15 protein-coding genes, 3 pseudogenes and 2 riboswitches are annotated in these 18,462 nt (G+C 71.0%); of the genes and pseudogenes, 9 read left to right on the forward strand and 9 right to left on the reverse strand.

Annotated features, from left to right (window positions below; all coding sequences use genetic code 11):
• Positions 1–22: 22 nt before the first annotated feature.
• The 4 genes from ACX25U_RS10890 to ACX25U_RS10905 all read right to left on the reverse strand — a co-directional run bounded on the left by ACX25U_RS10890 (position 23) and on the right by ACX25U_RS10905 (position 4,044).
• Positions 23–1,030, reverse strand: a complete 1,008-nt coding sequence (locus ACX25U_RS10890; RefSeq protein WP_454391010.1) for an ABC transporter permease — start codon at positions 1,028–1,030, stop codon at positions 23–25.
• Positions 1,031–1,358: 328 nt separating this feature from the next.
• Entirely contained in the window at positions 1,359–2,153 is a 795-nt protein-coding gene (locus ACX25U_RS10895; protein WP_454391012.1) for an enhanced serine sensitivity protein SseB C-terminal domain-containing protein, read from the reverse strand.
• 295 nt (positions 2,154–2,448) lie between these two features.
• Complete coding sequence (locus ACX25U_RS10900) at positions 2,449–3,252, reverse strand: enhanced serine sensitivity protein SseB (protein ID WP_454391014.1); 804 nt, start codon at positions 3,250–3,252, stop codon at positions 2,449–2,451.
• Positions 3,253–3,255: 3 nt separating this feature from the next.
• The gene (locus ACX25U_RS10905; protein WP_454391016.1) at positions 3,256–4,044 is read right to left on the reverse strand and encodes an AAA family ATPase; all 789 of its coding nucleotides are present in this window, start codon (positions 4,042–4,044) and stop codon (positions 3,256–3,258) included.
• A 177-nt stretch (positions 4,045–4,221) separates the two neighbouring features.
• Positions 4,222–4,318: riboswitch (glycine riboswitch) on the forward strand.
• Positions 4,319–4,434: riboswitch (glycine riboswitch) on the forward strand. It abuts the riboswitch before it with no gap.
• A gap of 42 nt (positions 4,435–4,476) precedes the next feature.
• On the opposite strand from ACX25U_RS10905, the gene gcvT reads away from it, so the two are divergent.
• From gcvT to ACX25U_RS10945, 8 genes and pseudogenes are all read left to right on the forward strand, one after another.
• Positions 4,477–5,604 (forward strand): glycine cleavage system aminomethyltransferase GcvT, encoded by a 1,128-nt coding sequence (gene gcvT / locus ACX25U_RS10910; RefSeq protein ID WP_454391018.1) that lies wholly within the window; start codon positions 4,477–4,479, stop codon positions 5,602–5,604.
• Between the two features lie 108 nt (positions 5,605–5,712).
• Positions 5,713–6,090: a glycine cleavage system protein GcvH gene (gcvH, locus tag ACX25U_RS10915; RefSeq protein WP_454391020.1), complete on the forward strand. Its 378-nt coding sequence runs from the start codon at positions 5,713–5,715 to the stop codon at positions 6,088–6,090.
• Between the two features lie 17 nt (positions 6,091–6,107).
• Positions 6,108–7,382, forward strand: a complete 1,275-nt coding sequence (gene glyA / locus ACX25U_RS10920; protein ID WP_454391022.1) for a serine hydroxymethyltransferase — start codon at positions 6,108–6,110, stop codon at positions 7,380–7,382.
• Positions 7,383–7,480: 98 nt separating this feature from the next.
• A complete protein-coding gene (locus ACX25U_RS10925) occupies positions 7,481–8,848 on the forward strand; it encodes an L-serine ammonia-lyase (protein ID WP_454391024.1) in 1,368 nt (455 codons plus the stop codon).
• Between the two features lie 74 nt (positions 8,849–8,922).
• Positions 8,923–9,195 (forward strand): hypothetical protein, encoded by a 273-nt coding sequence (locus ACX25U_RS10930; protein ID WP_454391026.1) that lies wholly within the window; start codon positions 8,923–8,925, stop codon positions 9,193–9,195.
• A pseudogene (locus ACX25U_RS10935) lies at positions 9,192–9,583 on the forward strand (type II toxin-antitoxin system VapC family toxin). Before ACX25U_RS10930 ends, ACX25U_RS10935 begins: the two are co-directional and overlap by 4 nt.
• Positions 9,584–9,692: 109 nt before the next feature.
• Positions 9,693–10,727: a phosphatidylinositol-specific phospholipase C domain-containing protein gene (locus ACX25U_RS10940; RefSeq protein WP_454391028.1), complete on the forward strand. Its 1,035-nt coding sequence runs from the start codon at positions 9,693–9,695 to the stop codon at positions 10,725–10,727.
• A 92-nt stretch (positions 10,728–10,819) separates the two neighbouring features.
• The gene (locus ACX25U_RS10945; protein ID WP_454391030.1) at positions 10,820–11,377 is read left to right on the forward strand and encodes a GH25 family lysozyme; all 558 of its coding nucleotides are present in this window, start codon (positions 10,820–10,822) and stop codon (positions 11,375–11,377) included.
• A gap of 1 nt (position 11,378) precedes the next feature.
• Here ACX25U_RS10945 and ACX25U_RS10950 read toward each other — a convergent pair.
• Positions 11,379–12,047: pseudogene (locus ACX25U_RS10950) on the reverse strand (NADPH-dependent F420 reductase); the annotation flags it as partial.
• Positions 12,048–12,372: 325 nt separating this feature from the next.
• Between ACX25U_RS10950 and ACX25U_RS10955 the strand changes: the two are divergent.
• Positions 12,373–14,673: an N-acetylmuramoyl-L-alanine amidase gene (locus ACX25U_RS10955; protein ID WP_454391032.1), complete on the forward strand. Its 2,301-nt coding sequence runs from the start codon at positions 12,373–12,375 to the stop codon at positions 14,671–14,673.
• Positions 14,674–14,738: 65 nt separating this feature from the next.
• On the opposite strand, the pseudogene ACX25U_RS10960 reads toward ACX25U_RS10955, so the two are convergent.
• The 4 genes and pseudogenes from ACX25U_RS10960 to ACX25U_RS10975 all read right to left on the reverse strand — a co-directional run bounded on the left by ACX25U_RS10960 (position 14,739) and on the right by ACX25U_RS10975 (position 18,299).
• Positions 14,739–15,670, reverse strand: a pseudogene (locus ACX25U_RS10960) (helix-turn-helix domain-containing protein).
• A 55-nt stretch (positions 15,671–15,725) separates the two neighbouring features.
• A complete protein-coding gene (locus ACX25U_RS10965) occupies positions 15,726–16,919 on the reverse strand; it encodes a YVTN family beta-propeller repeat protein (RefSeq protein ID WP_454391034.1) in 1,194 nt (397 codons plus the stop codon).
• The gene (locus tag ACX25U_RS10970; protein ID WP_454391036.1) at positions 16,919–17,713 is read right to left on the reverse strand and encodes a polysaccharide deacetylase family protein; all 795 of its coding nucleotides are present in this window, start codon (positions 17,711–17,713) and stop codon (positions 16,919–16,921) included. The genes ACX25U_RS10965 and ACX25U_RS10970 overlap by 1 nt, the downstream gene beginning before the upstream one ends.
• 82 nt (positions 17,714–17,795) lie before the next feature.
• Positions 17,796–18,299, reverse strand: coding sequence for an ATP-binding protein (locus ACX25U_RS10975; protein ID WP_454391038.1), 504 nt, complete (start codon positions 18,297–18,299; stop codon positions 17,796–17,798).
• Between the last annotated feature and the right edge of the window lie 163 nt (positions 18,300–18,462).

Genomic DNA, 18,462 nt, shown 5'->3' on the forward strand with positions numbered 1-18,462 from the left:
GGACGCTTGGGGGTAAGGCGGTTCAGCGGGAGCCCTTCGGGTCCAGCGCGTCCCGCACGCCGTCGCCGAAGAGGTTGAAGGCAAGGACGGTGATGAAGATCGCCACACCGGGGACCACCATGTACATGGGGTCCGCCTCGTAGTAGTCGATCGCGTTCGAGAGCATCTGCCCCCAGGAGGCGGTCGGCGGCTTGACGCCCACGCCGAGGAAGCTGAGGGCGGCCTCGGTCAGGATGTTGGTCGGGATCATCATCGTCGTGTACACGATGATGGGCGCAACGAGGTTGGGCAGCAGCTCCTTGAACAGGATGTAGAAGCGTCCGGCGCCGAGCGAGCGCGCGGCCTCCACGTACTCACGTTCGCGCAGCGAGAGCGTCTGGCCGCGCACCACGCGTCCGATGTAGGGCCAGCCGAAGAAGCCGATGACGAGGATCATCACGAAGACCCGCACGCCTGTGCCGGTCAGGCCGAGCATCGCGTTCGGCATGACGGAGACCAGCGCGATGATGAACAGCAGTTGCGGGAAGGCGAGCAGGCCGTCCATCACACGGCTGATGACCGCGTCCACCCAGCCGCCGAAGAAGCCGGCGAGGATACCGAGGGCGGTCCCCAGGATGACGGCGACCACGGCGGACAGGAAGCCGACGAGCAGCGAGATCCGGGCGCCGTAGACGATGCGGGCGAAGATGTCGCGGCCGCTGACCGGCTCGACGCCGAGGAGGTGGTCGCCGCTGATGCCGCCGAGGGACCCCTTGGGGGTGCCGAAGAGCGGGTCGATCAGGTCCTCGTGGTGGAGCTCGGGGTCCTGCCCGACGGCGTGGGCGATCAGGGGCGCGAGCAGCGCGACCAGGATGAGGAAGAGCACGACGATGCCGCCCGTCAGGGCGAGTTTGTCCCGTTTGAGGCGCTCCCAGGCGATCCGGCCCAGGGAGCGCCCCTGGACGGCCTTCGCGCCGGTCGTCGCTACCGCCGCTTCGTCGACCGCGCTCGGGGCCGCTTCCGCGGTCGGCTCGTGCAATGGTGCCGTCATCAGGCAGGGACCCCTCTCAACCGGCGGTAGCCGGCCCGCACTTGCCGCTGTGGCGGCGTTGTTCAGTCCGTCGTACACAGGGGCGAAACCCCCTGCTGCGGGAGTCTTCAACGCATCGGCGACCAGTTGCCAGACTTGACGGTGAATGGATGCGTAAACGTGATGCGGGTTAGGGGGTTCCGTTATCCGGACAGTGGGTAACGGGGGTCGGACACGGGCGAGTTGGGGTATCCCGACACAGAAACGGACCTTCCGCCCTCATCTACGCGCGAAGAAAAGGCTCGCCCGGGGGAAGCCCTGCCGTCGGTCCGGCCCGGATGACGGTATGTCAGTAGCCGCCCCGCGCCGGCGGGTACCCGTAGCCGGTCGCCGGGGCCTGGGCCGGGGATGCGTGGCTCTCGCGGTCGTAGAACGGGCGGGAGTTGGCACGCAGCCACATCGCGACCGGGTCGTACTCGTCGGACATCGCGACGGTCGACACCGGCAGCCCGTCCGGAACGGCGCCGATGGACTGCTGCATCATCGCGCGCACCGAGTCGACGGCGGCCGGCGAGGTGTCGTACACGTCCAGGCCGATGGCGAGGTACGGCGCTCCGAGCGCCGGCTGCACCCAGGCGCGGCGCAGCGAGCGGACCGCCGGGGTGCGGTGGGCGTTCTGCGTGAGCAGGGCGTAGAACTGCGGGACCTCGACGGCCGGTTCGGACAGGCTGAGCGGCCCCGCCGGCTGGCGGTCCAGACCGGTGGCGATGCGGCGCAGGTCGAGCCAGGGGATGCCGACACCGCCGCCCGGGGCGTGCGGGTTCAGCCAGAGACCGTAGTGGTCGGGATAGAGGGTGCGGGCCACGTCGAGGCCGTCCACCACCTCGTACGACCGCATCCAGCCGCTGGCCGACAGCTCCTGGGCGGAGGTCACGCAGGGCGCGTAGCCGTGGCCGTCGACCTCCATGCGCCCGTACTGGGCGTCGGGGGAACCCGCCTGACCGTGCCACAGCAGCATCCAGATCTGGCCGGAGGACGGCGTCGCCAGTGCGCGCAGCAGCGCCTCGTAGGCGTCGTAACGCCCGGGCGTCACCTGGCGCAGCGTCTGCTCGACCTGCCCGGCCGTCGTGCCGCTGGCGCTCACGCTCACCTTTTGTACCGCCCCTCCACGAACCCCTCGACGAGCTGTGCACCTAGTGCCCGCGACCGGAAGGGTCCGCCGGAAAGCTCGCGGCGTCCGGTGCGGTGCGTCGCAAGGCGGAGCACCGCCCGCGTACTGGATGTACTCGGGTGGTGCGACAACGCGGCGAGGCACCGTGCCGGGCGTCGCGAGCCGGTGAACCCTTCCGGTCGCAGCACTAGCTTAAGGCCGCCTGCGAACTCGGTACCTGTTGCCGTTTTTGCGGCCGTGGGCCGCTCGTGGCCGCCCGCGGGTGCCCTCAGTGGGCGTGCTGGTAGAACGGCCGGACCTTTTCCCTCATCCAGTCGGCCACCGGGTCCTGGGTCACGTCCAGGAGGACCAGGTTGACCGGCCACGTGACCGGGGACTTGGCCAGGGCACGGCCCAGGGCGTCCAGGGGGCGGGCCAGCAGGTCGCCCTCCTGGTGGGACAGTTCGACGCCTATGAACATGACCGGGTCGGCCGTCTCGATGGCGGCCAGGCAGCGGCGGGCGGTGCTGACCACTCCTGCTTCGGCGAACTCGGCGGAGGCGGCGGAGAGGAAGTCCACCGGGTCGTCCTGCCAGTCGGGTTCGAAGAGGCGGACGCGGCCGCCGCTCGCCGGGCCGTCCAGTGGGGTGCGGCCCGCCCGGCACAGCTCGGCCACGGCCGGCGGCGGCAGCGGGATGCCGACCATGCCGTCCGGGTTGACGGCGATGCCGACCTGCGGGGGCAGTCCGCGCGCGAACTCGACGGCGGGCGCGATGGTGTACGCCATGTGCGAGCCGACGACCCGACGGAGCTGTTCCTCGGAGCTGAAGACCGGCACGTACGCCTGGCCGTCGACCTCCAGCGTGGGCAGGTCGAGCGGCCCGCTGTGCGGGCCGCCGCCGTTGGGCAGGGGAACCCAGAGGAAGCTGCGGCCGAGGACCTCGATGATCCGGCCGCCGGCCGACGGGACGCCGAGGGAGGCCGACAGCACCTCCTCCAGCTCGTTGCCGGGCCAACCGCCGTGCGGGTGGGGGTGCGCCTGTGCCGGGAAGTCCGGAGAAGAGTCCGCGGAGAAGTCCGCCGGGAAGTCCATCTGCTACCGCCTGCTGGGAACCACTGTGGTGACCGGAAGGCTATCGGGTACAGGGACGAACTCGATCCGCCGCAGGACCGCCGCGGCCTCGCGGTCCAGCAGGACCGCCGAGCCGCAGCCCTTCGGCGTCTCGCCCCGCCGCAGCGCGCGCAGCAGGCGGGCCACTGCCCGGCGGTGGCGCCGGAAGGCGTACGGCGAGACGCCGCGGCCGCGTTCCCGCTGGCCCGCCAGGGCGGTGCCGGGGGCGACGTCCAGCAGGAGCAGGTGCAGGGTGCCGCCACGGCGACGGGCGGCGCGGGCCAGCCAGGCGCGGACCCAGGGCTGTGTGCCGCAGTCGTGGACCACGACCGGGTCGCCGGAGCGCAGGACGCGGCGCAGGCCTGCGTAGTGGGCGAGGCGGATCAGGGGGCGGTAGAGGGCGTAGGGCAGGTACGGCGCCAGACGGGCGTCCCAGCGGTCGCGGGTGTCCTGGGAGTCGATCCGCGCGCCGCGCACCGCACGCCGCATCAACGTCGACTTGCCACCGCCGGGCAGCCCGGTGACGACGACCAGGTCCCCCGGCCCGAACCACAGCACGCGCACGCCACGTCCGCCCCCTCCACGCAAGTCACGAACGGCGGGCGGGGACCGCCGCGGCCGGGAGCGGGTCTCCTCGGGCACCGCGACGACCTGTCCGGGCTTCGGGAGGGGCCGCGCGGGCTTCGGCTCGGCGAGCGCCCGCCCCGGCAGCGGGGCGTGCTCCTCGGGTGCGGCGAGGGGCTGGGGCGTCGTGTGTGCCGTAGGCCTGTTCACCGTCGTCGTCCTCCCCAGGGGTGGTCATGGTCCGTCTCCCCGCCGAGCGTAAAGAGAAGGTAATGGACGAGCCTCGCGTTTCCGTGCGCGTACTGCCACAGGCCCGTCACAGATGTGGTCCTGCCGCGAGCGGGCCGGGCGTGCAATGATGGGCGCGGCAACTGCATACCGGCCGCTTGAATCCGCGCGGGAGAGCCCCCAGCCGTGTCGCTGGGGCGCCGAAGGAGCAAGTCCCTCCCTTGAATCTCTCAGGCACCGTTACCGCGCGGGCGAGGCACATCTGAAAAGCGGGCCGCTGACGCAGTGGCTCCACCCAAGGTGCAAGCCGTGACCGTCCGTCCGACGGCGGTCGTGGCGAACCTCTCAGGTTCCGATGACAGATGGGGAGGACATGAGATCCGTCCTCGCCCGTCCTGCCTTGGAGACCGACCGATGAGCAGTACCGAACCCCATCGACTCCGCCATACCGCGCTCGATGCGCTGCACCGCTCGCTCGGCGCGACGATGACCGACTTCGCCGGCTGGGACATGCCGCTGCGCTACGGCTCCGAGCGCGACGAGCACGTCGCCGTGCGCACCAGGGCCGGTCTCTTCGACCTCTCCCACATGGGCGAGATCACCGTCACCGGCCCGCAGGCCGCCGCGCTGCTGAACCACGCCCTGGTCGGCAACATCGCCTCGATCGGCCTGGGCCGCGCCCGCTACACCATGATCTGCCGGGTCGACGGCGGCATCCTGGACGACCTGATCGTCTACCGGCCGGCCGAGACCGAGTACCTGGTCGTCGCCAACGCCTCCAACGCCCAGGCGGTCCTCGACGCGCTGACCGAGCGGGCGGCCGGCTTCGACGCCGAGGTCCGCGACGACCGGGACAACTACGCGCTGCTCGCCGTCCAGGGCCCCGAGTCCCTCGCCGTCCTGAAGTCCCTCACCGAGGCCGACCTCGACGGCCTGAAGTACTACTCCGCTCTGCCCGGCATCGTCGCGGGCGTCCCCGCGCTGATCGCCCGCACCGGGTACACCGGCGAGGACGGCTTCGAGCTGTTCGTGGCCCCGGGCGACGCGGAGAAGCTCTGGCAGGCGATCACCGAGGCCGGCGCCCCGGCCGGGCTTGTGCCGTGCGGCCTGTCCTGCCGGGACACGCTGCGCCTGGAGGCCGGCATGCCGCTGTACGGGCACGAGCTGTCGCTCGCGCTGACCCCGTTCGACGCGGGCCTCGGCCGGGTGGTCAAGTTCGACAAGGAGGGCGACTTCGTGGGGCGCGAGGCCCTGCTGGCCGCCGCCGAGCACGCCGCCGCCGAGCCGCCCCGGGTCCTCGTCGGCCTGGTCGCCGAGGGCCGCCGGGTCCCGCGCGCCGGGTACCCGGTCGTCGCCGGCGGCGAGGTGATCGGCGAGGTCACCTCCGGCGCCCCCTCCCCCACCCTGGGCAAGCCGATCGCCATGGCCTACGTCGACGCCTCGCACGCCGCCCCGGGCACGGCGGGTGTCGCGGTGGACATCCGGGGCAGTCACGAGCCGTACGAGGTCGTGGCGCTGCCCTTCTACCAGCGGCAGAAGTGACACCGGCGCAACCGGTCGGAGTGACGTGAGCCGCGTCATCCCTGGTCACGCACATCTTTAGCAGTCCCTCATTCACCAGCACTCCCCGCGTACAGGAGAATTCAGGCCATGAACAACCCCCAGCAGCTGCGCTACAGCAAGGAGCACGAGTGGGTGTCGCCCGTCGAGGACGGCGTCGCCACGATCGGCATCACGGAGTTCGCGGCCAACGCGCTCGGCGATGTCGTCTACGCCCAGCTCCCGGAGGTCGGCGACACGGTGGCCGCGGGCGAGACCTGCGGCGAGCTGGAGTCGACCAAGTCGGTGTCCGACCTGTACTCCCCGGTCAGCGGTGAGGTCACCGCGGTCAACGAGGACGTGGTGAGTGACCCGTCGCTGGTGAACTCCGCGCCCTTCGAGGGCGGCTGGCTGTTCAAGGTGCGCCTCGAGGGCGAGCCGGCCGACCTGCTCTCCGCCGACGAGTACGCCGCCCACACGGCCGGCTGAGGAGCGGAACGAAGCACATGACTGAACAGAAGAACGTTCTCGACACGCCCCTGCACGAGCTCGACCCGGACGTGGCCGCCGCGGTCGACGCCGAGCTGCACCGCCAGCAGTCCACCCTCGAGATGATCGCCTCGGAGAACTTCGCCCCGGTCGCGGTCATGGAGGCCCAGGGCTCGGTCCTCACCAACAAGTACGCCGAGGGCTACCCGGGCCGCCGCTACTACGGCGGCTGCGAGCACGTGGACGTGGTCGAGCAGATCGCCATCGACCGCATCAAGGCGCTGTTCGGCGCCGAGCACGCCAACGTGCAGCCGCACTCCGGTGCCCAGGCCAACGCGGCCGCGATGTTCGCGCTGCTCAAGCCCGGCGACACGATCATGGGTCTGAACCTCGCGCACGGCGGGCACCTGACCCACGGCATGAAGATCAACTTCTCCGGCAAGCTCTACAACGTCGTCCCCTACCACGTGGGCGAGGACGGCCTGGTCGACATGGCCGAGGTGGAGAAGCTGGCCAAGGAGTCCAAGCCGAAGCTGATCGTGGCCGGCTGGTCGGCGTACCCCCGGCAGCTGGACTTCGCCGCGTTCCGCCGGATCGCGGACGAGGTCGGCGCGTACCTCATGGTCGACATGGCGCACTTCGCCGGCCTGGTCGCCGCGGGCCTGCACCCGAACCCCGTCCCGCACGCGCACGTGGTCACCACCACCACCCACAAGACGCTGGGCGGTCCGCGCGGCGGCGTGATCCTGTCGACGGCCGAGCTGGCCAAGAAGATCAACTCCGCGGTCTTCCCCGGTCAGCAGGGCGGTCCGCTGGAGCACGTGATCGCCGCCAAGGCGGTGTCCTTCAAGGTCGCGGCGAGCGAGGAGTTCAAGGAGCGCCAGCGGCGTACCCTGGAGGGCGCCCGCATCCTGGCCGAGCGCCTGGTGCGGGACGACGTGAAGGCGGTCGGCGTGGACGTGCTGTCCGGCGGCACGGACGTGCACCTGGTCCTGGTGGACCTGCGCGACTCCGAGCTGGACGGACAGCAGGCCGAGGACCGGCTCCACGAGATCGGGATCACGGTCAACCGCAACGCGATCCCGAACGACCCTCGCCCGCCGATGGTCACCTCGGGCCTTCGGATCGGCACGCCGGCCCTGGCGACCCGCGGCTTCACGGCCGAGGACTTCGCCGAGGTGGCGGACGTGATCGCCGAGGCGCTGAAGCCGTCCTACGACGCCGACGCCCTCAAGGCCCGGGTCGAGGCCCTGGCCGACAAGCACCCGCTGTACCCGGGTCTGAACAAGTAAGTCACACCTCTCGGCGGCACCGCGCGGGCCGGAGACCCCACTCCGCGCGGTGTCCCCGCCCGTACCCCCTGGCACCACCCCCGCACTGAGGAGTCACCGTGGCCATCTCGGTCTTCGACCTGTTCTCGATCGGCATCGGCCCGTCCAGCTCCCACACGGTCGGCCCGATGCGGGCCGCCCGCATGTTCGCGCGCAGGCTGCGCAACGAGGGCCTGCTGGAGCGGACCGCCTCCGTCCGTACGGAGCTGTACGGCTCCCTCGGCGCCACCGGCCACGGCCACGGCACCCCGAAGGCGGTGCTGCTCGGCCTGGAGGGCGAGTCCCCGCGGACGGTGGACGTGGAGACGGCGGACGAGCGGGTCGAGGCGATGAAGACCTCGGGCCGCCTGAGCCTCCTCGGCGAGCACGGGATCACGTTCTCCTACGACGACGACCTGGTCCTGCACCGCCGCAAGGCGCTGCCCTACCACGCCAACGGCATGACCCTGTGGGCGTACGACGCCTCGGGCACCGAGCTGCTGACCAGGACGTACTACTCGGTGGGCGGCGGCTTCGTCGTGGACGAGGAAGCGGTGGGCGCGGACCGTATCAAGCTGGACGACACGGTCCTGAAGTACCCCTTCCGCACGGGCGACGAACTGCTGCGCCTGACGCAGGAGACGGGCCTGTCCATCTCCTCTCTCATGCTGGAGAACGAGCGGGCCTGGCGCACCGAGGAGGAGATCCGCGAGGGCCTGCTGGAGATATGGCGGGTGATGCGGGAGTGCGTGTCCCGGGGCATGAGCCGCGAGGGCATCCTGCCGGGCGGCCTGAGGGTACGCCGCCGCGCGGCCGTCACCGCCCGCCAGCTGCGCGCCGAGGGCGACGCGGCGGACCGCGCCATGGAGTGGATCACGCTCTACGCGATGGCGGTGAACGAGGAGAACGCGGCCGGCGGCCGGGTGGTCACCGCCCCGACCAACGGCGCGGCCGGCATCATCCCGGCGGTCCTGCACTACTACATGAACTTCATCCCCGGCGCCGACGAGGACGGCGTGGTCCGCTTCCTGCTCGCCGCCGGCGCGATCGGCATGCTCTTCAAGGAGAACGCCTCCATCTCCGGCGCCGAGGTCGGCTGCCAGGGCGAGGTCGGCTCGGCCTGCTCCATGGCCGCGGGCGCCCTCGCCGAGGTGATGGGCGGCACGCCCGAGCAGGTGGAGAACGCCGCCGAGATCGGCATGGAGCACAACCTCGGCCTCACCTGCGACCCCGTGGGCGGCCTCGTCCAGATCCCCTGCATCGAGCGCAACGGCATGGCCGCCGTCAAGGCCGTCACCGCCGCCCGCATGGCCCTGCGCGGCGACGGCCGGCACCACGTCTCCCTCGACAAGGTCATCAAGACCATGAAGGAGACCGGCGCGGACATGTCGGTGAAGTACAAGGAGACGGCGCGCGGCGGGCTGGCGGTCAACATCATCGAGTGCTGAGGAGACAGGCCGCCCTCCCCGCTCGGGCGGCGAAACCCCGACCTCAATAACAAGAGGTCTGTCAAAATCGCCGCATGGCTACCTCCCCGGCTCCCGGCGAAGGCCCCGTCCGCCCGGTCTCCGTCTCGCTCCACGAAGGCACCATCGCGGCCCTCAAGGCACGCACCGGCAGACGGGGCATGTCCGCCTACGTCGAAGCCCTCGTCCAGCGCCAGCTGGAACGCGACCGGCTGCGCGAGCTCATCGAGGACGCGGAGGCCGAGCACGGCCCCGTCGACCAGGCCGCCGTCGCGGCCAAGCGAGCCATCCTGCGCGGCGACGCGGCAGGCTCGGCGGACGCCGCGTGAGCGGCACACTCGTCCTGGACTGCGAGGGCCTGTCCGGTCTCGTACGGCGCACACCCGAGCTCACCGAGTGGCTGGTCGCAGCCGAGGCCGAGGACATCCGCGTCGTCACCAGCTCGGTGACTCTGCCGAAGCCCGCGACCCCAGGACCAACCGGGCTCGCTTCGACCACGCCGTCTCCCGCGTGAACATCGTCCCGCCCGCCGAAGCCATCGCCCGCCATGCGAGCAAGCTCCTCGCCGCAGCCGGGCTGCACGGCCACAAGTACGCACTCGATGCCATCGTGGCCGCCACCGCACTCGTCTCACCCGCCCCTGCGACCATCCTGACCTCGGATCCCGAGGACCTCCGCATGCTGTGCGGCAACGGTATCCGTGTGATCAAGGTCTGAGGCGTCATCGCGTGCTGATGTGACCCCCGTTCCTCCAGGGGCTACCGCACGGTAACCACTTGCCTCTACGCTGCCGCTCAACTCAGCTGCAGCGAAGGGGAGTTGGTCCATGCGTATGGCAAGACGTGCGGCGGCGTTACTGGGTGCCGCCGCGTTGCTGGTGGTGGTGCCCGGAAACGCCGGTGCGGCTCAGGCACCGAAGTTCTCCGGGACGACGGCGATCGGTACGCACAACGCGTACGAGAAGTCGAAGTACACGTACTTCGCGCAGGCGCTGGACTCCGGTGCCTCGCTGCTCGAAGTCGACGTCTACACCGACCCGTTGACCCGGCGCTGGCGGGTCAGCCACAGCAATCCGCTGGGCAACGACAACAACTGCGAGGCCGCGAAGACCCCCGGCGAGCTGTACGGCAAGAGCCGCAACCAGGACCTCGGCAGCTGCCTGGACAACATCGCCGCCTGGCACCAGCTGCACCCCGACCACCGGCCGATCGTCTTCAAGATGGAGATGAAGAACGGCTTCAACCAGACCATCGGTCTCGGGCCGGCCGCCTTCGACACCCTGGTGCGGCAGAAGCTCGGCAGCATGGTCTACAAGCCCTCCGACCTGCTGGACGGGAAGTATCCGACACTGGACGCGGCCGCGAAGGCCGACGCCTGGCCGTCCCGGGACGACCTGACCGGCAAGGTCGTCTTCGAGCTGATCCCGGGCACGGTGGAACAGGCCAACCCCTTCGACCACTACTGGACCGACCAGGAGTACGGCGACCATCTGCGCGACCTGTACGCCGCCGGGAACATCGCCACGGCCCAGGCCTTCCCCGCCGTCCTCGGCGCGGCGGCCGGCGACCCGCGCACCGGCCGCTACGACGCCTCGATCCGCCCCTGGTTCGTCTTCTTCGACGGGGACGCGGCGGCCTACGTCACCAAGGGCTACGACACGTCCTTCTACTCCGCGAACCACTACATCCTGATCACCACGGACGCGGCCGGCGTCTCCCCTGCGATCTCCTCGACCAGTCCCACGGACGCGGAGGTTGCCGCCCGCCTGTCCCTCCTGGCCGGGAACCACGCCAGCGTGATCACCTCGGACTGGTCGGCGAAATCGCCCGCCGTACTGGGTTCGGTGGTCGACCGGAGCTGATGTTCGAACGCCCTGAAGGGATCGTCCGTAGGGGAGACGGGGCACAACTCAACCAACGACTCCTCCCCCCACGGCACTTTCAGGGAGTGTGCATGCTGCACGGCATCGACGTGAGCGCCTACCAGTCCTCCACGTACGGCACGAGCGGCTCCTCCTTCGTCTTCATCAAGGCGACGGAGGGCCGTTCGTACGTCAACCCCAAGCTCGGCGCCCAGACCAAGCACGGCCGCGACGCCGGTCTGGTCGTCGGCTTCTACCACTTCCTGTGGCCCGGCAACATCACCGTCCAGGCCGAGTACTTCGTCTCCCACGCCTCCGAGAAGGCGGGCGACATCCTCGCCGTCGACTGGGAGAACACGGGCGAGGGCACCCACGCAAGCAACGCGGAGAAGGACCAGTTCATCCGCAAGGTCAAGGCCCTCCGCCCGCACAACCGGGTGATCCTCTACGCCAACCGCCACTTCTGGCTCAACGTCGACACCACCTCCTACGCGGGCGACGGCCTGTGGATCGCGGACTACGTCACCGCCGGCCACCCCCGCATCAAGGCGAAGTGGCTCTTCCACCAGTACACCGACGACCCGCACGACACGAACGTGGCGAATTTCAGCAGCAAGGCGGCGCTCAAGGCGTGGGCGAAGGGCGTCTGAACTACGCCCGGAAGTCCGCCGGGCGCTCCGGGGACGCCTCCGCCAGGGCCCTGGTGACGGCGCCGACTCCCCCACGCATCCCGTACACCGGGGTGCCGGGCTGCTGGCGCCAGGAGTCGTCGATGCCGCCGGCGTCCACCGTGTCGAAGCCGATCTCGTCGATGAGCTGCCTGACCTTCGCCTTGGCCGCCTGGTCGTCACCGGCCACCGGGAGCGCCATGCGCTCGGGGTCGCCGGCCGGGCGGGGACGTTCGACGAGATCCTGGGCGAAGGTGCCGTTGAACGCCTTGATCACGGGATGGCCGATCTGCCGCTCGGTCCAGCGGCTCTCGGTCAGTCCCTCGTCCTCGATCGCCGCGATCCTGCCGTCCCGCTCCCGCGGGTAGTAGTTGCCGGTGTCGATCACCGCCACACCCTCGGCCGCCCCGTCGAGCAGCCCCGGCGGCAGCTTCGGGACCGCCTTCACGGGAACGGTGACCACGACCACCTCGGCGCCACGTGCCGCCTCCTCGGCGCGTACGGGGGTCGCGCCGGTCTCCTCGGCCAGCGCGGTGAGGGTCTGCGGCCCGCGGGAGTTGGCGACGGAGACGTCATGGCCGGCGGCAGTGAACCGCCGGGTCAGATTGCCGCCGATGTTCCCCGCACCGATGATGCCGATCTTCATGTCCGCTCGCCTTGCCTTCCGTGGGTCGGTCCCTGGCGCAGCTGCTGCAGACCAGGTGCAACCTCGGGCCGGCGCGAGCTATTCCGGCCCCGCACCGAACGACCGACACCGCGGTCGGGCGGTGCCCGCGGAACGGCTCGGCCCTGATCGACGTCGGCGAGTTGCTTCGGCTTCGGCAGGCCAGGGGCGTGATCCACATCACTTGCCGCTCTGCGGCATGATGGCGCAACCTTCGGCGGATCTTGAGGGTCTGGGGTGTGAGTCGCCTCGCCCTGCCGGTGCGGGTGCCACCTGTTTTCTCGCTCCTCACGAAGGACATCGCAGATCCGTTATGGGTAGATCTCGCTATATCTGGGGTACGGCCGCCGTGGTCTCGGCAGGGCTCGTCGGAGGGCTCGTTCTGAACGGAGGCTCCGATCGGACGGGCCAGGACGCCGGTCGTGACGGCAGACCCGGCCCCGTCAGGAGCCAGGCCCGCACCTCCGCCCTGCCGACGACCGAGCACGGCACCAAGGCCACCCTGAAGGAAGAGCGGACCGAGCCGTTCAGCATGCTCGGCATCACCTGGCGCGACCCCTCGGCGCGGATCACGGGCACGATCGAGGCACGTACCCGCGCGGCGGGATCCGGTCAGTGGTCCGACTGGCTGCGGCTGGACGGTAATGGTGGCCAGGGTGAGACGGGCGCCCGGCGCGGCGGTACCGAGCCGGCCTGGGTGGGGCCGTCCGACGGAGTGGAGGTGCGGGTCAGCGCGGGTGGACGTACCTCCGACCGTCTGCCTGCCGGATTGCGCCTGGACATGATCGATCCGGGCGAGGGCGGCAGCGGTACCGGAGCGCCGGGCGGGATGGAGCCGGCGGGTTACCAGGTCGATGCGCCCGATGATCCGTCCGAGTCGCCTGATCCCACGGAGGAGGAAACGGTCGAGGCTCCCGATCCGACCGCGTCGGCCGACGACGAGGAGACCACCGCTCCCGCCGAGCCGGAGCCTCCGGCCGAGTCCGCCCCTTCCAGCCAGGCGCCGACGTCCTCCGCGCCCGCCTCCCCGCCCCCGTCGGCAACTCCCGGTCCCAGCGCCAGTACGACCGGGCCCACGGCTCCCCCGTCCACCGCGCCGCGCCCGGCGATCGTCTCGCGTGCCAAGTGGGGTGCGGACGAGTCGATCAGCCCCGAGGAGCCCGGTTACCTGCCCGACGGGAAGATCAAGGCGGTGGTGGTCCACCACACCGCCGAGAGCAACAACTACACCTGCGCCGACGCACCCGCCATCGTCCGGGGCATCTACGCCTACCACGTCAGGCAACTGGAGTGGAAAGACCTCGGCTACAACTTCCTCGTCGACAAGTGCGGCACCGTCTACGAGGGCCGAAAGGGCGGAGTGGACCTGCCCGTCATGGGCGCCCACGCCTACGGCTTCAACTCCGAGACCACCGGCATCTCCATCCTGGGCACCTACACCGACGTCGCCCCGAGCGACGCCGCGCTGACCTCGGTCGCCCGGATAGCGGCCTGGAAGCTGGGGCAGTACGGCGTGAGCCCGACCGGCACGGCCACCCTCACCGCGGGTGACAGCGGCCGCAGCTACACCGGCAAGACCTGGGCCAAGGGCGCGAAGCTGAGCCTGCCCGCCATCCACGGCCACCGCGACGGCTACAACACCCAGTGCCCCGGCAACGCGTACTACGCCAAGCTGCCCACCATCCGCGACTGGGCCGCCGGCCCGGTCAAGGGCCTGACGATCAAGTCCGTCACCGGCGCCGGCCTGTCCGGCACGACGTACTACACCAAGGCCGCGATCACCGTGAACTGGGCGGCCACCACCCCGTCCGCGCTGATCAGCAAGTACGAACTCCTCGTCGACGGCAAGGCCGTGGCCACCACCGCGGGAACCGCCACCTCCGCCAAGGCCACCCTGGCGCTGGGCAGCCACCAGGTCCAGGTCCGCGCCACCCACCAGTCCGGGAAGACCGCCACCTCCCCGGCGGCCACGGTCGTCGCCGAGACGACCGCCCCCACCTTCCCCACCAAGCCGGCCCTGGCGCTGCGCACGGGCACGGTGAACACCACCGCCGTCCCCATCACCCTGAGCTGGAAGGCGTCCGACAACGCCGCCCTGAAGGAGGTCAGGCTCACCGCCCCGGCCACCGCCACCTACGGACCGACCACCACCAGCGCCGGCCTCACCGCCAAGTCCGGTGCGGCGACCACCTGGTCCATGACCGCCTACGACCGTGCGGGCAACACCGGCACGGCCACCGTGTCCGGCACCCCCGTCATCGTCCAGGAGACGGCCGCGGCCAGGACCGGCACCTGGACGAGCAAGTCCTCCACCAGCTACCTGGGCGGCAAGTCGTTCACCAGCTCCACCAAGAACGCGTCGCTGACCTGGACCTTCACCGGCCGCTCCGTGGCCTGGATCGTCTCCCGGGCCTCCACCTCCGGCCAGGCCCACATCTACGTCGACGGCACCAAGACCGCCACGGTCGACCTGAAGTCGGCGACGACCAAGTACCGGGACGCCATCTGGACCAAGACCTGGTCCACCAGCGCGAAGCACACCATCAAGATCGTGGTCGTCGGCACCTCGGGCCGCCCCGCCGTCACCACGGACGGCATCGTCCACCTCAAGTAGCACCGCACCACCTGGCGCCCCGCACCGGTCGACTCCGGTGCGGGGCGCTTGCGTTCGCGCCGCGATCAGGGCGCCGGCACGCGGGCGCGCAGTGCGGCGATCACCCAGGCGAACTCCTCCTCGTGCGCCGGCGCGGGCGTCCCCTTCAGGGTCGCCGGCAGTTCGCGGTAGCGGGCGAGCCTGACGTTCTGGGACGCCTGCATGCGCTCCAGCACGGCACCGCGATCGGCGTCGCCGAGCAGGTTCCGCAGCACCTCGTCGGCGTCCGGTGCCTCCGGGGCGAGGCCGCGCTGGGGGCCTGCCCGGCCGGCCGGACGAGCCGCTTGGTGAACCGCATGGACGCCCCCGCGGGCGTCTCGTGCCCTCGGCCGGCGGCGTTGAACTCGGCCGCCCTGCGCATCTGCGCCCGGAACTCCGGGTCCCGCACCAGCCCGGCCGGCTCCACCCAGGCGTCGACCTGCTCGGGTGTCGGGTCCTCCGGCAGGTCCATCGCGCTGCGCCGCATGCGTTCACGGATCTCCGGATCGGCGGTGTCGAGCCCGTGGAACATCTCCTCCACGAACTCCTCCATGATCCGTCTGCGCTCGGCCGCCGACAGCCGCGCCAGTTTGTTCACCAGGGTCGTCTCCCGCGCGCTCGATCCACGTCGTGCCACGGTCGACAGCACCGCTCGGGTCGCCTTCAGGTGGGGGTCCCCCCTCTGGGGGAGGATCTGGGCGTCCAGGGCGGCCACGTGGGCGGCCGCGACCTCCGCGACCGTCCGCTCCCCCGCCGGCACCCTGCGCACGCCGTCCAGGCCGAGGCCCAGTTCGTGCAGGGTGCGGATCAGCTCCGGGCGGGCCACGGACGCGGCGTCGTAGAGGCGGTAGCCGCCCGTGGAGCGGGCCACCGGGGGCAGGGTGCCCTCGTCGGACCAGTAGCAGACGGTCCGTACGGTCAGTCCGGTGGCCCGGGCCAGTTCGCCGATCGTGAGGAGTCCGGTGCCGTCTTCCGTCATGTGGGCGAGTCCGGGGCTTCCAGTGGGTGGAGACTCAACTCGACGACTCCCGTGGTCAGCGGAAGACTCCCGTGTGGCCCAGTGAGTAGCGGCCCGGCTGCGGGTAGACCGCGAGGCCGTGCGGGCCGCTGCCGACCTTGATGCGGGCGAGCTGGGTGCCGGTGCGGGTGTCGACGGCGTAGACCTCGGAGTGGTAGCGGCCCGAGAGCCACAGCACCTTGCCGTCGGCGGAGACGCCGCCCATGTCGGGGCTGCCGCCGTGGGGCAGGCGCCACTTCCTGGTCAGCTTGTTCTGGGCGAAGTCGAAGACGGAGATGGTGCCCTCGCCTCGGTTGGAGATGTACATCTCGCGGGAGTCGCGGCTGACGTAGAGGCCGTGGGCGCCCTTGCCGGTGGCCAGGAACCTCGGCTTGCCGAACGTGTCGCCGTCCAGGATCCACAGGCCGTTGGCCACCATGTCGGCGACGTAGAACTTCCTGCCGTCGGGCGAGACCTTCACGTCCTGCGGCATCGCGCCGCGGTGGTCCAGCTTCTGCTGGCCGACGACCTTCATCTTCGCGGTGTCGACCTTGAGCAGTTCGCCGCTGAACTCGCAGGAGACGATGAAGTAGCGGCCGTCGATGGAGAAGTCGGCGTGGTTGACGCCGGCGCAGCTGACCGGGACGGTCTTCGCCACCTTCATGGTGTGCGCGTCGCGGAAGACGAGCTGGCGGTCCTTGGAGGCCATGACGACGGCGTACTTGCCGTCGGGGGTGAAGTAGAGGTTGTAAGGGTCGTGCACGGCGACCGGCTTGCCCGCCCTGCCGGTCCTGGGGTCGATGGGGGTGAGGGAGTTGCCGAGGTCGTTGTTGACCCACAGTGTCCTCAGGTCCCAGGACGGCACGACGTGCTGGGGCTGGCGGCCCACCGGGATCGTCTCGATGATCTTGTACGTCCTGGGGTCGATGACCGTGACGGTGTTGGAGTTGGTGTTGGGAACGTAGACCCGGGAGGGGAAGTCCTTGACCACCGGGGAGAGTTGGTTCGGGCGGTCGGCGGCGTAGACGTCGGTCGGGTCGAGGACGGGCGGCATGCCGGGCAGCCCGTCGACAGCCTGCTGCTTCGGCTCCGGCTGTGCGGGCGCCTTGCTGCCGAGGGCTTCGTCGGCCTGGTGCTTCGAGCCGCCGCCACTGCTGCAGGCGGACAGGGTGGTGAACGCGAGGCAGGCGACGCCGGCGATCAGGGCCCGGGCGATTCGAGTGGGGTGCATCAGCTCAGCAGCTCCGTGGTCGTGACCGCTTTCAGGCCGCGGCGGTCGAGTTCTTTGAGTACGTCGGGAAGGGCGGTGACCGTGTCCGGGTACCCGAAGTGCAGGCTCACCACGGAGCCGCCCCGGGCCTCGGCCAGGATCTTGCGGGTGACGGCGGGGGCGCCTGGCCGGGTGTAGTCGAGGGAGTCGACGTCGTACGACAGCACGTGCGGGTAACCGGCCGCGCGGGCCAGCCGCTGGACCAGCGGGGAGGCGGTCGGGGCGCGCGAGGGGCGGAACCAGGTGCCGATGGAGCCGGTGAGCCGTTTCAGGCGGTCCGCGCAGCCGGTGATCTCGGAGCGGGCGCCGTCCTCCGTCATCGCGTTGACGGCCAGGTGGCGCTGGGTGTGGTTGCCGAGGTCGTGGCCGCCGTCGAGGATCCGGCGGGCCATCTGCGGATACTGGTCGAGCCAGGTGCCGACGGCGAGCACGGTGAGGCGGGCGCCGTGTTCCTCGGCCGCGGTGAGCAGGGCGCGGGCGAGCGCGGGGTCGCCCTGGCCGTGGAAGGTGAGGGCGACACGGGGCCGGTCGCGCGGGCCGTGGGTGATCTGCGCGGGCTGCCGGGGGAAGGCACGCGGGGTGGGCGCGGCCTGCGGGGACGCGGTACTCGAGGGCCCGGAAGGCGCTACGGAGGACGCGGCGGAGTGCGGGGCGGCGCCGGTGGACGAACACCCGGTGGCGAGCGCGCCCCCGGCGACGAGCCCGGCACCGGCCCGCAGCACGCGGCGGCGGTCGGTCGTGGTCACCCGCACCATTTAAGAGGCACAGAGTAAGAAAACGGGCTATTCACACGTATGGACAACGAGGTGAGCGTCGGTCAGGGGCGCGAGACGCCCGTCAGCGGTCGCCCACCCGCATCTCGAACCACGTCGTCTTGCCGCGCGGCAGCAGGTCGACTCCCCAGCGGTCGGACAGCTTGTCGACGAGGAACAGGCCGCGTCCGCTGATGTCCAGCTCCTGCACCGGCATCAGACACGGCAGCCCGCGGGAGGGGTCGCGGACCTCGACGCGGATCCAGCCGCGGCGGCGGCGCATCCGCAGGCCGAAGACCCGGGCGCCGGTGTGCCGTACGGCGTTGCCCACGAGTTCGGAGACGAGCAGGACGGTGTCCTCCACCATCTTGGGCGACAGTCCCCATTGGCGCAGGACGACGACCTGGGCGAGCCGGCGGGCGGTGGCGGCGGACTCGGGGAGGGACGGCAGCGGAACCTCCTCCTCCGCCGGGTTGCCGAACAACTCCAGCGCCTTCTGCGCGCGTTCGTCCTCGACCGCGGGCGACCAGCGCGCCGCGGTCGCACGTGACTGTCCCCGCGGCTGTTCGATACCCTCCAGCCCCGCCATGCCCCCATGATGGCCGTCCGCCGCCTCCCCCGGGGCGGTTCCGGGTGAATACGCCCCCTGGGCGCCCCCTGCACGCACCTTTCGGGCGGCATATGCCAACGGCACCTCGGACCCCGGAACGTCCTGGCTGACCTGCGCGGACGGATCGGCTGGCGGCAATCGA

This window comes from Streptomyces sp. JNUCC 63, assembly GCF_054366325.1.